The sequence below is a fragment of the Bacillus sp. 7_6_55CFAA_CT2 genome, assembly GCF_000238655.1.
GTDB lineage: Bacteria > Bacillota > Bacilli > Bacillales > Bacillaceae_G > Bacillus_A > Bacillus_A cereus.
Genome location: NZ_JH414708.1, coordinates 1,099,603 through 1,112,467 on the forward strand (window position 1 = coordinate 1,099,603; position 12,865 = coordinate 1,112,467).

The following is a 12,865-nucleotide window of genomic DNA, read 5'->3' on the forward strand; positions in this document are numbered from 1 at the left end:
CCGGTAGCGCCTGTGTTACCTTGAGCACCTTGAGGTCCAGTGGCACCAGTAGCGCCAGTAGCCCCGGCAGGTCCTTGAGCGCCTTGAGGTCCAGTAGCACCAGTAGCGCCTGTGTTACCTTGAGCACCTTGAGGTCCAGTAGCGCCGTGTTACCTTGAGCACCTTGAGGTCCAGTAGCACCAGTAGCACCCGTGTTACCTTGAGCACCTTGAGGTCCAGTAGCGCCCGTGTTACCTTGAGCACCTTGAGGTCCAGTAGCACCCGTGTTACCTTGAGCACCTTGAGGTCCAGTGGCACCAGTAGCACCTGTGTTACCTTGAGCACCTTGAGGTCCAGTAGCACCCGTGTTACCTTGAGGTCCAGTAGGTCCAGGAGGCCCGCCAGAAGGTCCGGTAGGTCCGGTAACTCCTATACCAGTAGCGCCAGTGGCACCGGTAGCACCCGTGTTACCTTGAACACCTTGAGGTCCAGTGGCACCAGTAGCACCCGTGTTACCTTGAACACCTTGAGGTCCGGTGGCACCAGTAGCACCCGTGTTACCTTGAACACCTTGAGGTCCAGTGGCACCAGTAGCACCCGTGTTACCTTGAACACCTTGAGGTCCGGTAGCACCAGTAGCGCCAGTGTTACCTTGAGGCCCAGTGGCACCGGTAGCACCCGTGTTACCTTGAGGTCCAGTAGCGCCGGTAGCGCCAGTGTTACCTTGAGGCCCAGTGGCACCGGTAGCGCCAGTGTTACCTTGAGGCCCAGTGGCACCGGTAGCACCTGTGTTACCTTGAGGTCCAGTAGTGCCAGTGTTACCTCGAGGTCCAGTAGCACCGGTAGCACCTGCTGGTCCAGTAGGTCCGGTAGGTCCTTGAATGAACGAAGCAGAATTAACTAGAGCAGTTTGTAATGCTGCTATTAATTTAAGGAGCTCTTGAAGTGTGCAAGGGTCAATTCGGAATAATTTTGTAATGTATAGTAAATAGTTAATGAGATTTTGAAGCTCAATAAATACAGCGCTTGCTACAAAGGTTGGATTTCTTAATATAGTTATTAAGTTTTTAATAATAGCTAACCCTTGTGCTTTCAGGGAGGAAGTAGCATCTAGTGAACAAATAAATTTACTTAGTAGGTTCAATGTATCAATTAGATCTTCAATATTTTGGGGAGATGGATTTGCGAAAAAGTTTTGGGATTATTTTTGTTAAATCAATAATAATCGCACGAAATGTTCTAAGTTGAGCTTTAGTAATTGGGATTGATGGAGTATTTGGGATTCGTCCGGCGCTACTTGGAAAGCATGGTTTGGAGAATTTGTTTTGATTGTCGTTATAACGAGACATTAAATCTCTCCTTTCTCACGAAAATGTGAACGAAACTCATCATAGTAGATGCAGAAATTAGTTAAATGGTCATAGTAAAATCGTTTGTTTAAAGAAAAAATAGAAAAAACGCCTTACAATAAGGCGTTTTTTCTATTTTCTGCGTATTGATAATATCGCTTTAAGGAAATTTTTGATTTGAATCCAGCGAGTTTTATAATTTCTGATTCAGGAGTTTCTTTTTTTATTAAGTTTAAAATATAGGTGTTACGAAAATGTTGTCCTGAAATTCCTTTACGTAAATTGGCTCTAGCCACTTCGAGGCGAATCATTTTTTGTATAGCAATTTCCGTTAATGCCTTTGGTGCATCATTTTCATATACCCACCTGTATGTTCCACGGTTAAAATCGAATGCGACAAATAATGGATCATCACTATGGTATTTAGGACGAACTGGTTCTGGGATGCTTTTGTAATAATTATATAGTTGTTTTTTGTCTTCTTTTGCTAATGTAATTGTTCTTTCTACACCTGCGGTTGCTGGGATTGATAATGTATTAGTTTCAAAGTGAACGTGATGCATTGTTAATGCTGTAAGTTCCTGTAAGGATAAACCGTAGTCAATCAATAGATTTAAAATAGCAATATTGCGATCCATTAATAAGGGGCGCACAGGAAGTTGTTTTTCTGAAAGTCCTTCTAATGAAGTGACTATATACTTTAACCTTTTTTCTTCATCAGGTGAAATGAAATCTTCGTTACGAAGTGTACGGTCTGGTTGAATAGATATTTCCATATTTTTCAATGGGTTAGGAATGTTTAGAAAATGATGCATTCTATTTAGTACAATAAATACACGATGCATCGTTTTTTCTGAGTAATGTCGATTCGTTTTTAAATCGGAAAAGTAATCTTCGTAGTCTTTTGTACAAAGTGTAGCCCATATATTACTGGAAGGGAGCTTTTTGTTTTTTTCTAACCAATGTCCGAAGTCTTCAATGTCATAAACATAACGTTTAATAGTTGAGGGTTTTCGGCCTTTATTCAATAAAAAAATAGAAAAGGCTTGTATTGTATCATGGAATTCCGTTGTCTCCATAGTCCCACCACCTTAATTATTTCTTATATTATAGCAAACTTTTCTGAAAATAGGCATTTACAAGGGGGACAGGAATAATAATATTTGGTGAGTGGATAAAATGAGGTGATTGTATGGAACAATCGATGCGAAAGAAAAACAACAATCAAATTAATATTGTGTTAAACCATCGAAAGAAAATTTCTTTGCCAGCCGCAGAAAATAAAACGGTAATTTCAAATGAAACTGCAATTAAACATGAAATGCTGCAGAGAATTGAAGAAGAGATGGGGAAGCTTGTTGGGATGGAGGATATAAAAAAGATAATAAAAGAAATATATGCTTGGATTTATGTGAATAAAAAAAGACAAGAAAAGGGATTGAAGTCAGAGAAGCAAGTACTTCATATGCTGTTTAAAGGGAATCCAGGTACAGGGAAGACAACTGTTGCTAGAATGATAGGAAAATTGCTGTTTGAGATGAATATTCTATCGAAAGGCCACTTGGTTGAAGCTGAACGTGCTGATCTTGTAGGAGAGTACATCGGCCATACAGCCCAAAAAACAAGAGATTTAATAAAAAAAGCAATGGGAGGTATTTTGTTTATTGATGAGGCGTATTCTTTAGCTCGAGGAGGAGAGAAGGACTTTGGAAAAGAAGCAATTGATACGCTTGTAAAACATATGGAAGATAAACAACATGGTTTTGTATTGATTTTAGCTGGATATTCAAGAGAGATGAATCACTTTCTTTCATTAAATCCAGGGCTTCAATCTCGTTTTCCATTTATTATTGAGTTTGCGGATTACTCGGTAAATCAGCTATTGGAAATTGGGAAGAGAATGTATGAAGATCGTGAATATCAGTTATCAAAAGAAGCTGAATGGAAATTTAGGGATCATTTACATGCGGTGAAGTATTCGTCGCAAATTACATCGTTTAGTAATGGGCGATATGTACGGAATATTGTTGAAAAATCAATTCGTACACAGGCGATGCGGTTGTTGCAAGAAGATGCGTATGATAAAAATGATTTAATTGGAATATCGAGTATGGATTTGATGCTCGAAGAGGAGACGCACAGTACATAAACTGTGCGTCAATTTTTGTGTATAAGTTCGTTTACTCTTTTTTTGCTTTTTCTTGGTGTGTTTTATGGAAGTGTTCCATTTTAGCGCTCTTTTCGTGTGCTGAATTAGGATCGTGTCCAAATTGATTTACTGAGCTTTTTTGAGCTCCTTTATTAACGTGGTTTGTCATTTGTATTCACCTCACTTTAAAAATTAGTATAAACATTATATAAAGAAAAAATCGTTAGAAAAGAAAAACCTCTTTACGATATGTAAAGAGGTTAGATTGCTATTTATGCATTGAACGTTCTTTCGTTTCGATACGTCTGTGCGGTAAATGCCATTTGTAATGAATAGAAACCATGCGGAAGCAAACAATTAAAATGAATAAAATGTAAAGGGCCCAATCGCTAACAATAATTTGAGCGCCAATTAAGAAACCTGCTAAAATTGTCCAAAAGGCATATACTTCAGCTCGAAGAACGAGAGGTTTTCTGCGGGCTAAAAGGTCGCGAATGATACCGCCGCCGATACCAGTTAAAACAGCTGCCACGATTGTGGCACTAATTGGTAAATTTAATTTTTGAGCATATAATGCTCCTTGTACAGCAAATGCTGATAAGCCGATAGCGTCAGTGATATTTTCCCACTTTTTCCAATGTCTAATTAACTTATTTGGAAAAAGAAAAATAATAGTCATTGATAAAAGTGCGATTTGGAATAACATGTCTTGTTGCCAAAACGCGACAATCGGATAACCGATTAATAAATTACGAAGGGCACCTCCCCCAAATGCGGTTGCCATTCCTAAAATATACACCCCGAAAATATCATAATCCTCTTCCATTGCAACAATGGCTCCGCTTAGTGCGAAAGCGATTGTGCCTATGATGCTAAAAATCTCCCATGCCATGAATTTTCTCCCCCGCTAACTAGATGAAATGTGCTTCCTCTGCTATTATATTAGAAGGTTTAAATTTCGAAAAGGATGAGTGAACATATTTGATGGAAGAAAAAGAAAAAGTCATATTAGTAGGCTGTCAATTGCCGCAAGATGATGATGAAAAATTTATGCATTCCATGAAAGAGCTTGCATCACTAGCGAAGACTGCACGAGCAGAATTGTTAGTGTCAACAACGCAAAAACGACCAAAGTTTCATCCAGCAACTTACATAGGTAAAGGGAAATTAGAAGAGCTTACAATGCTAACTGAAGAATTAGAGACGGATGTTATTATATTTAATAATGAATTAACGCCGAGTCAAATTCGGAATTTATCCTCAGTATTAGATTCGAGAGTAATTGATCGAACGCAACTAATACTAGATATTTTTGCGCAACGTGCGAAGTCGAGGGAAGGTAAGCTTCAAGTAGAATTAGCTCAGTTGCAATATACAATGCCACGTCTTATGGGGCAAGGGTTGTCCTTATCACGTCTTGGTGGTGGTATTGGAACGAGAGGACCGGGTGAGACGAAACTTGAGACGGATCGTCGTCATATTCGATCGCGTATTGATGAAATAAAGAAACAACTTGCAGTTGTTGTGGAACACCGAAAAAGATATCGTGAGAGAAGAAAAGACAATAAAGTATTTCAAATTTCATTAATAGGCTATACAAATGCAGGGAAATCGACACTGTTTAATAGATTAACGGAAGCTAATACGTTTGAAGAAAACCTTCTGTTTGCAACACTAGACCCAACGACGAGGAAGATGCCCTTACCTTCCGGTTATACAGTATTACTAACTGATACTGTTGGTTTTATACAAGATTTACCCACTTCATTAATTGCTGCTTTTCGTTCAACACTGGAAGAAGCGGGGGAAGCAGATATTATTTTACATGTAGTTGATTCTGCGGATCCTAACTACATAGGGCATGAAAAAACAGTAAAACGATTATTATCAGAACTTGAAATTAATCATATTCCTATTATTACGTTATATAATAAAAAAGATGAATTACATCAAAACTTTATTCCGTTTCCGAAAAGTGATTTCTTAATGACTAGTGCTTTTGAAGAAAGTGATTTATTGCTTATAAAAGAAGCGATAGAAATGAAAATGAAGAAAGAAATGGATCGTTATCGAGTAGAAATCCCTCCGAGTGAAGGTAAGTTATTAACGCTTTTAAAGACGGAAACGCTATTAGCAAAGATGGAGTTTCTGGAAGATAAATTTGTATATGATTGTGCAGGGTATATTTTTACTCATTCATCGCTTAATGTGCAATTAAAGAGATTTTTAGTGGAAGAAGGAGAAAATAAAAATGTTTGATCGTTTGAAAAATGGAGAAAAAATTGCTCCAATCGTAAAAGAAGTAGAGAATCAGATTACAGAAGTACATAAACGTGCGGATGAAGTAATTGAAAGTAATCAGTTTCGTGTATTAGAAAGTTTTCGTAAACATAAAATTAGTGACTCGCATTTTATCCCGACGACAGGTTATGGTTATGATGATATTGGCCGTGATACGTTAGAAAAAGTGTATGCTGATGTATTTGGGGCGGAAGCTGGACTTGTTCGTCCGCAAATTATTTCAGGTACTCACGCTATTTCTACAGCGTTATTCGGTATTTTACGTCCAGGAGATGAGTTATTGTACATTACTGGGAAACCGTATGATACGTTAGAGGAAATCGTTGGTGTGCGTGGGAAAGGTGTAGGTTCATTTAAAGAATATAATATTGGTTACAATGCAGTTCCGCTAACTGAAGGTGGGCTTGTTGATTTTGAAGCTGTTGCAGCAGCGATTCATAGTAATACGAAAATGATCGGTATTCAGCGCTCGAAAGGTTATGCTACTCGTCCATCGTTTACTATTTCTCAAATTAAAGAGATGATCGCGTTTGTTAAAGAAATTAAACCTGATGTTGTTGTGTTTGTAGATAATTGTTATGGGGAGTTTATTGAAGAGCAAGAGCCGTGTCATGTTGGTGCAGATTTAATGGCGGGTTCGCTTATTAAAAACCCAGGCGGGGGAATTGTAAAAACTGGTGGTTACATTGTCGGTAAAGAACAGTATGTTGAAGCGTGTGCATATCGTTTAACATCTCCGGGAATTGGTGCGGAAGCTGGAGCGTCTTTATACAGTCTGCAAGAAATGTATCAAGGGTTCTTCTTAGCGCCACATGTTGCAGGACAAGCGCTGAAAGGTGCAATTTTTACAGCTGCGTTTTTAGAAAAGTTAGGAATGAACACGTCACCAGCGTGGAATGCACCAAGAACAGACTTAATTCAATCTGTTCAATTTGATGATAAAGACCGTATGGTTGCCTTCTGCCAAGCGATTCAATATGCATCTCCAATTAATTCGCATTTTACTCCGTATGCAAACTATATGCCAGGTTATGAAGATGATGTAATTATGGCGGCGGGAACATTTATTCAAGGTGCAAGTATTGAATTGTCTGCTGATGGTCCGATTAGACCACCGTATGTTGCATATGTGCAAGGTGGATTAACGTATTCGCATGTTAAAATTGCGATTTGTTCTGCGATTGATGAATTGATTGAAAAGAATTTATTAACAATTTCTTAAAGGGGAGCTGTCGATATCGGCAGCTTTTTTCGTATAAAAGTAACGATTTATGCGATTAGAAAAAAGAATGAAAAAATTTATAAAAAAATCATGTAAGAAAAGCTAACATCTATTGACACTAAACATAACATGTTATAAAATGAGAAGCAGTTAAGGCGAAGGAGGAACTGAAAAATGAAAGAAGATAGACGTTCTGCCCCGCTGTTTCCAATTGGTATTGTTATGGATTTAACACAATTGTCTGCACGTCAAATTCGCTACTATGAAGAGCATAATCTTGTTTCTCCAACCCGTACAAAGGGGAATCGTAGATTATTTTCATTTAACGATGTAGATAAGTTGTTAGAGATTAAAGATTTGTTAGATCAAGGCTTGAATATGGCTGGTATTAAGCAAGTGTTACTAATGAAAGAAAATCAAACAGAAGCAGTGAAAGTAAAAGAAGAAACGAAAGAAATTTCAAAAACTGAGCTTCGCAAAATACTTCGAGATGAACTACAACATACAGGTAGATTCAATCGAACTTCATTGCGACAAGGTGACATTTCAAGATTTTTTCACTAAAGATAACTGATTCTGAAGGCGATTAGAGGGACTAAGGAGGAATTTATAATGTCTAGATACACAAAAGAAGATATTTTCCGTTTGGCGAAAGAAGAGAATGTAAAGTATATCCGTTTACAATTTACGGACCTTTTAGGGGTAATTAAAAACGTAGAGATTCCAGTGAGACAATTAACGAAAGCTCTTGATAACAAAATGATGTTTGATGGATCTTCGATTGAAGGTTTCGTACGTATTGAAGAATCTGATATGTATTTATATCCTGATTTAGACACTTGGGTAATTTTCCCTTGGACAGCTGAAAAAGGTAAAGTAGCTCGACTAATCTGTGATATTTACAATGCAGATGGCACTCCATTTGATGGAGACCCACGTAACAACTTAAAACGTGTGTTAAAAGAAATGGAAGCTTTAGGATTTTCAGACTTCAATCTTGGACCAGAGCCAGAATTCTTCCTATTTAAGGTTGATGAAAAAGGAAATCCAACATTAGAACTAAACGATAACGGTGGATACTTCGACCTTGCGCCGATGGATCTAGGGGAAAACTGTCGTCGTGATATCGTTCTTGAACTTGAAGAAATGGGATTTGAAATTGAAGCATCTCACCATGAGGTTGCTCCAGGGCAGCACGAAATTGACTTTAAATATGCAAATGCAATTCGCTCATGTGATGACATTCAAACATTCAAACTTGTTGTAAAAACAATTGCTCGTAAACATGGTTTACACGCAACATTTATGCCGAAACCACTATACGGTGTGAACGGTTCAGGTATGCACTGTAACTTATCATTATTTAAAAATGGTGAGAACGTATTCTTTGATGCAAACGGTGACTTACAACTAAGTGATGATGCTCGTCACTTCATCGCAGGTATTTTAAAACATGCACCAGCATTTACAGCGATAGCAAATCCAACTGTAAACTCATACAAACGTCTAGTGCCTGGATATGAAGCGCCTTGTTACGTAGCATGGTCTGCACAAAACCGTAGCCCGTTAGTGCGTATCCCTGCATCTCGTGGTATTAGTACACGCGTAGAAGTACGTAGTGTTGACCCAGCTGCAAACCCATATTTAGTAATGGCTACATTATTAGCTGCAGGTCTTGATGGAATTAAAAACAAATTAACTCCACCAGCAGCAGTAGATCGTAACATCTATGTAATGACAAAAGAAGAGCGCGAAGAAGCAGGTATCGTTGACTTGCCAGCGACATTAGCGCAAGCATTAGTTACATTACAATCTAATGAAGTAGTATGCGGTGCACTAGGAGAACACTTACTTGAGCACTTCATCGAAGCGAAAGAGATTGAGTGGGATATCTTTAGAACGCAAGTTCACCAATGGGAACGCGATCAATATATGTCTCTATACTAAGAGAGAGAAGCCTTGATACTACGGTATCAGGGCTTTTTTTAGCTTTTTTAAGTGAAGTTATTGGATTGTTTTTGATTTCCTTGAATCATTTTACTAAGAAAATTTTTTCGATAGAATCGATCTTCTCTTTTTTTAATTACTTGTGCTATAACTTAATAATTTTTTACTGCCTGTACGACGCGACCAATGATTTTTACGTCCTCATCTGCAAGGTTGTAAGTTTGTGGCTTGTGAATCGAATCATTACTTAATGGTATTAACGTAATGATACTTAGTTATAAAACAGTCTTATTCAGGGATTCATCAATTTATTTTCTAAATTTAGGCAATAAATATAGCTTAGTACCTTGCAATAAACAATACCAAGTGGTATATTATGGATAAGATAGGTACTGTGCATTGAACAGTACTAAGATAGGAAAGGAGGATGGCACTTGAACGTTCAGTTTAAAAAAGGTGTGCTTGAACTTTGTGTATTAGCACTTGTAAAACGTAAAGATAGTTACGGTTATGAACTTGTTCAGCAAATTTCTAATAAATTTTTAATATCGGAAGGGTCAGTATACCCTTTATTACGTCGTTTGACGAAAGAAGGGTATTTTCAGACGTATTTAAAGGAATCTACGGAAGGGCCACCTCGTAAATATTATCAATTAACAGAGCAAGGGGAGACGCAATTTCATTTGTTAGTAACAGAATGGCGTGATTTTGCGAAAGGGGTACAAGAAATTATTGAAGGGGTGGAATGGGATGAGTAAAGAAGGGTTTCTTAAAGAATTATCAAGTTATCTTAGAAAGTTACCAGAGGAAGAGAGGCAAGATATTTTATTGGATTATGAAGAGCACTTTCAGTTTGGACTAGAAGAGGGGAAAACTGAATCGGAAATAATACAGGGCCTTGGTTCTCCGAAAGTAATCGCGAAAGAATTACTTGCGATGTATCGCTTCGATGAAATGAAAAAAAATCCATCGACTTCAAATGTGACAAGAGCTGTTATGGCAGCGATTGGACTTAGTTTGTTTAATTTTATTATTGTGTTAGGCCCGTTAGTCGCAATTATTGCTTTTATATTTTCTTTTTGGATCGGTGGTATTGCTAGTGTAGTAACACCATTTTTCGTTATTGGAAAAGTATTTATGGGTACTTTTATATGGTTGGATCTTTTCGTTAGTATAACGTTTGGTGGGGTAGGTTTATTGTTATGTATTATCGCTTTTTATAGTACAAAGTGGTTTAAGAGATTGTGTGTACGATATGTAATATGGAACTTCAAAATGATAAAAGGAGAGTAAATGATGAAAAAACTATTTTTAATCGCTATCGCTTGTATCATTATTGGAGTAATAGGAATTTCCCAAACATATGAAAAAGCAGTACAAACTGCTGAAAAAGGCGATAAAGAAAATGTAATTAAAAACGAAACATTAAAAAATATAGAAGTTAAGTTAGATGCCGGGGATATTATTGTCCAAAAATCTCCTGACTCTTCTTTTTATGTAAAGCAATCGGGAGATGTACGTAAACAAGAGATTCGTATCGCAGAAGATGGTGACACATTAAAAATTATTGGGGAAAGAGAAAAAGGTGCTTCATTTGATTTTTCTTTTTACAATTTTAGGTTTCAAACGTCTAAATTGACTCTCCTTGTGCCCGAACGCTCTTACCAAGATATAAAAGTAAATTCATCTGCTGGACAAATCGAAATGAGTGATGTGAAAAGTGATAGCGTAAGTGTTAGAACACTTGCTGGAGAAGTAGAGTTGAAACAAGTAACGGCTAAGAATGTGGAGGGATCGACAAAAGCTGGTGAGGTGAACTTTAAGAAGGTATTAGGGAAAGTGACCGCAAAAACAACAAGTGGGGAAATAAATATTCAAGATCATGATTCTAAGTATAATCTAGAAGCAAGTTCAACTGCGGGAGATATAGATATTACTTTATCGGAAAAACCACAAGATGCGGTAATTACTGGGCAAAGTGCTGCCGGAGATGTAACAATTTTTAATGAAGAAAATAAAAACGTAACAATTGGAAATGGTAGTAAAAAGATTAGTGGTAAAACGGCTGCTGGAGATGTGACGATTAAAACTCGTTAATAAGAAATAGAATGCATGGAAATCTATCAAAATACAAAAAAGAAGATAATTACCGTATATAAATAAGGTAATTATCTTCTTTTTATTATTTTTTAATGTAAATCACGATATACGCCAATTACTTTCCCGATAACTGACACTTGTTTTAAAATGATAGGTTCTAATGAAGAATTTTCTGGTTGTAAACGGAAATGGTCTTTTTCTTTATAGAAACGTTTAACAGTTGCTTCATTATCTTCTGTTAAAGCGACTACAATTTCACCATTATATGCAGACTGTTGTTGGCGAACAACAACTAAATCTCCATCGAAAATACCAGCTTCAATCATACTATCTCCAGAAATACGTAACATGAACACTTGGTCTGCTCCAGCAACAATACTAGCTGGAAGTGGGAAATGTTCCTCTACGCTTTCGACCGCTGTAATTGGTAAACCAGCAGTAACTTTTCCGACAATTGGAACTTGAATAACAGATTGTGTTTCCGTATCCATTCGGTCTTCACCTAAAATTTCAATGGCACGTGGTTTTGTTGGATCGCGTCGAATGTATCCTTTTTCTTCTAATCGTGATAAATGTCCGTGCACTGTAGAACTAGAAGCGAGGCCGACTGCTTGACCAATTTCACGTACGGAAGGTGGATATCCTTTTTCTTGTACTTTTAGCTTAATAAAGTCGAGAATGTCTTGCTGGCGTTTCGTTAACTTTTCCATGTTTTCTAACACCTCGTTTTCTTTCATTTTTCTTATTAATAAGTATAACATGTGAAAAAACATTCTACAAACATAAGTTCGAACAAATGGCGGATTTATGTTACACTATAGGGAAATAATAGGGAGAAAGAGGGGGTCAAAATGAATGCAATTATTTATGCACGTGTGAGTACAACGAAAGAAGCGCAAGAAACATCATTATTACGTCAAAAAGATGAATTATTGCATTTAGCTGAGCGCTATCAAATGAATGTTACTAAGGTGATTGAAGAGCAGGCTAGTGGATATACAATTGAACGTGACGGTATATTAGAGGTGTTGGATACAATTCGAGACGAACAAATTGATGTGTTACTTATACAAGATGAAACGCGTCTTGGTAGAGGAAATGCGAAGATCGCGTTAATGCATTGTTTACATAAAGAAGGCATAAAAGTATATACACATACACATAATGGTGAATTACAATTGTCGGATTCTGATTCGATGGTATTAGATATTATTGGTATTGTTGAAGAATATCAAAGAAAGATTCATAATATGAAAATTAAACGAGGTATGCAACGTGCAGTAGAAAAAGGTTATCGTCCAGAAAAAAATTTAAAAAATCGTCATTTAAGTGTAGGAAGAGAGAAAAAAGAAGTGCCAATTGAGGAAATTGTACGTTTGCGAAAAAGTGAACTCACGTTTGAAGAAATTGCAGCAACATTACGTGGATTTGGTCATAATGTTTCAAAGGCAACTGTACATCGTAGATATGTAGAGTATACGAAGCAATTGCTTGATAAAGAAGAGTAACTATTGTATGATAATAATCAGTTTTGATTAGAAGGGGGATTCGAGATGATTAATCACGAACTCGTTGAACGCATTAACTTCTTAGCGAAAAAAGCAAAAGCTGAAGGTTTAACTGAAGAAGAGCAACGTGAGCGTCAATCGCTACGTGAACAATATTTAAAAGGATTTCGTCAAAATATGTTAAACGAACTTAAAGGTATTAAAGTTGTTAACGAAGAAGGTACAGATGTTACACCGACGAAATTAAAAGCTTTAAAAAAGCAAGATAATGCAAAATTAAATTAAAAGATGGGCGAAGCCCATCTTTTTT

14 protein-coding genes and 2 pseudogenes are annotated in these 12,865 nt (G+C 37.1%); 10 read left to right on the plus strand and 6 right to left on the minus strand.

The genetic code is table 11. The annotated features are described in order from the left end of the window. Together HMPREF1014_RS05915 and HMPREF1014_RS05920 are read right to left on the minus strand one after the other, a co-directional pair. Positions 1 to 1,328 (minus strand): annotated as a pseudogene (locus tag HMPREF1014_RS05915) (collagen-like repeat preface domain-containing protein); the annotation flags it as partial. Positions 1,329 to 1,441: 113 nt separating this feature from the next. Beyond that, positions 1,442 to 2,407 carry a tyrosine-type recombinase/integrase gene (locus tag HMPREF1014_RS05920; protein WP_000450319.1) on the minus strand — a complete coding sequence of 322 codons (966 nt, stop codon included), beginning with the start codon at positions 2,405 to 2,407 and terminating at the stop codon, positions 1,442 to 1,444. A gap of 113 nt (positions 2,408 to 2,520) precedes the next feature. On the opposite strand from HMPREF1014_RS05920, the gene spoVK reads away from it, so the two are divergent. After that, positions 2,521 to 3,477 (plus strand): stage V sporulation protein K, encoded by a 957-nt coding sequence (gene spoVK / locus HMPREF1014_RS05925; RefSeq protein WP_000438175.1) that lies wholly within the window; start codon positions 2,521 to 2,523, stop codon positions 3,475 to 3,477. A gap of 31 nt (positions 3,478 to 3,508) precedes the next feature. Here spoVK and HMPREF1014_RS31480 read toward each other — a convergent pair whose 3' ends face one another. Then, positions 3,509 to 3,646, minus strand: a complete 138-nt coding sequence (locus HMPREF1014_RS31480) for a hypothetical protein (RefSeq protein ID WP_000181501.1) — start codon at positions 3,644 to 3,646, stop codon at positions 3,509 to 3,511. Positions 3,647 to 3,745: 99 nt separating this feature from the next. After that, on the minus strand, positions 3,746 to 4,369 hold the full coding sequence (locus HMPREF1014_RS05930) for a trimeric intracellular cation channel family protein (protein WP_000312267.1): 624 nt from the start codon (positions 4,367 to 4,369) through the stop codon (positions 3,746 to 3,748). A gap of 92 nt (positions 4,370 to 4,461) precedes the next feature. Here HMPREF1014_RS05930 and hflX point away from each other — a divergent pair, with 92 nt between their 5' ends. From hflX to glnA, 4 genes are all read left to right on the plus strand, one after another. Then, positions 4,462 to 5,736 carry a GTPase HflX gene (gene hflX / locus HMPREF1014_RS05935; RefSeq protein WP_000391410.1) on the plus strand — a complete coding sequence of 425 codons (1,275 nt, stop codon included), beginning with the start codon at positions 4,462 to 4,464 and terminating at the stop codon, positions 5,734 to 5,736. Next, complete coding sequence (locus HMPREF1014_RS05940; protein ID WP_000460282.1) at positions 5,729 to 7,000, plus strand: methionine gamma-lyase family protein; 1,272 nt, start codon at positions 5,729 to 5,731, stop codon at positions 6,998 to 7,000. The genes hflX and HMPREF1014_RS05940 overlap by 8 nt, the downstream gene beginning before the upstream one ends. Positions 7,001 to 7,174: 174 nt before the next feature. Continuing rightward, on the plus strand, positions 7,175 to 7,564 hold the full coding sequence (glnR, locus tag HMPREF1014_RS05945) for a transcriptional repressor GlnR (RefSeq protein ID WP_000656783.1): 390 nt from the start codon (positions 7,175 to 7,177) through the stop codon (positions 7,562 to 7,564). Positions 7,565 to 7,612: 48 nt separating this feature from the next. Further along, a complete protein-coding gene (glnA, locus tag HMPREF1014_RS05950; RefSeq protein ID WP_000092763.1) occupies positions 7,613 to 8,947 on the plus strand; it encodes a type I glutamate--ammonia ligase in 1,335 nt (444 codons plus the stop codon). A 152-nt stretch (positions 8,948 to 9,099) separates the two neighbouring features. Here the strand turns inward: glnA and HMPREF1014_RS29535 are convergent. Then, positions 9,100 to 9,219: pseudogene (locus HMPREF1014_RS29535) on the minus strand (LexA family protein); the annotation flags it as partial. 162 nt (positions 9,220 to 9,381) lie between these two features. Between HMPREF1014_RS29535 and HMPREF1014_RS05955 the strand changes: the two are divergent. The 3 genes from HMPREF1014_RS05955 to HMPREF1014_RS05965 are packed head-to-tail and all read left to right on the plus strand — an operon-like array spanning position 9,382 to position 11,044. Further along, positions 9,382 to 9,705: a PadR family transcriptional regulator gene (locus HMPREF1014_RS05955; protein ID WP_001102628.1), complete on the plus strand. Its 324-nt coding sequence runs from the start codon at positions 9,382 to 9,384 to the stop codon at positions 9,703 to 9,705. Further along, positions 9,698 to 10,240 carry a DUF1700 domain-containing protein gene (locus HMPREF1014_RS05960; RefSeq protein ID WP_000031381.1) on the plus strand — a complete coding sequence of 181 codons (543 nt, stop codon included), beginning with the start codon at positions 9,698 to 9,700 and terminating at the stop codon, positions 10,238 to 10,240. The genes HMPREF1014_RS05955 and HMPREF1014_RS05960 overlap by 8 nt, the downstream gene beginning before the upstream one ends. After that, positions 10,241 to 11,044, plus strand: a complete 804-nt coding sequence (locus HMPREF1014_RS05965) for a DUF4097 family beta strand repeat-containing protein (protein ID WP_009326606.1) — start codon at positions 10,241 to 10,243, stop codon at positions 11,042 to 11,044. 92 nt (positions 11,045 to 11,136) lie between these two features. Here HMPREF1014_RS05965 and lexA read toward each other — a convergent pair whose 3' ends face one another. Then, a complete protein-coding gene (gene lexA / locus HMPREF1014_RS05970; RefSeq protein WP_000413738.1) occupies positions 11,137 to 11,757 on the minus strand; it encodes a transcriptional repressor LexA in 621 nt (206 codons plus the stop codon). A 141-nt stretch (positions 11,758 to 11,898) separates the two neighbouring features. Here lexA and HMPREF1014_RS05975 point away from each other — a divergent pair, with 141 nt between their 5' ends. Beyond that, complete coding sequence (locus HMPREF1014_RS05975) at positions 11,899 to 12,555, plus strand: YneB family resolvase-like protein (RefSeq protein WP_000991472.1); 657 nt, start codon at positions 11,899 to 11,901, stop codon at positions 12,553 to 12,555. Positions 12,556 to 12,600: 45 nt separating this feature from the next. Beyond that, positions 12,601 to 12,840: a DUF896 domain-containing protein gene (locus HMPREF1014_RS05980; protein WP_000607015.1), complete on the plus strand. Its 240-nt coding sequence runs from the start codon at positions 12,601 to 12,603 to the stop codon at positions 12,838 to 12,840. Positions 12,841 to 12,865: the final 25 nt, after the last annotated feature.

Excerpts from the sequence above, each read along its gene's own strand:
- HMPREF1014_RS05920 (WP_000450319.1), bottom strand. The coding sequence starts at position 2,407 with ATGGAGACAACGGAATTCCATGATACAATACAAGCCTTTTCTATTTTT.
- spoVK (WP_000438175.1), top strand. The coding sequence starts at position 2,521 with ATGGAACAATCGATGCGAAAGAAAAACAACAATCAAATTAATATTGTG.
- HMPREF1014_RS31480 (WP_000181501.1), bottom strand. The coding sequence starts at position 3,646 with ATGACAAACCACGTTAATAAAGGAGCTCAAAAAAGCTCAGTAAATCAA.
- HMPREF1014_RS05930 (WP_000312267.1), bottom strand. The coding sequence starts at position 4,369 with ATGGCATGGGAGATTTTTAGCATCATAGGCACAATCGCTTTCGCACTA.
- hflX (WP_000391410.1), top strand. The coding sequence starts at position 4,462 with ATGGAAGAAAAAGAAAAAGTCATATTAGTAGGCTGTCAATTGCCGCAA.
- HMPREF1014_RS05940 (WP_000460282.1), top strand. The coding sequence starts at position 5,729 with ATGTTTGATCGTTTGAAAAATGGAGAAAAAATTGCTCCAATCGTAAAA.
- glnR (WP_000656783.1), top strand. The coding sequence starts at position 7,175 with ATGAAAGAAGATAGACGTTCTGCCCCGCTGTTTCCAATTGGTATTGTT.
- glnA (WP_000092763.1), top strand. The coding sequence starts at position 7,613 with ATGTCTAGATACACAAAAGAAGATATTTTCCGTTTGGCGAAAGAAGAG.
- HMPREF1014_RS05960 (WP_000031381.1), top strand. The coding sequence starts at position 9,698 with ATGAGTAAAGAAGGGTTTCTTAAAGAATTATCAAGTTATCTTAGAAAG.
- HMPREF1014_RS05965 (WP_009326606.1), top strand. The coding sequence starts at position 10,241 with ATGATGAAAAAACTATTTTTAATCGCTATCGCTTGTATCATTATTGGA.
- lexA (WP_000413738.1), bottom strand. The coding sequence starts at position 11,757 with ATGGAAAAGTTAACGAAACGCCAGCAAGACATTCTCGACTTTATTAAG.
- HMPREF1014_RS05975 (WP_000991472.1), top strand. The coding sequence starts at position 11,899 with ATGAATGCAATTATTTATGCACGTGTGAGTACAACGAAAGAAGCGCAA.
- HMPREF1014_RS05980 (WP_000607015.1), top strand. The coding sequence starts at position 12,601 with ATGATTAATCACGAACTCGTTGAACGCATTAACTTCTTAGCGAAAAAA.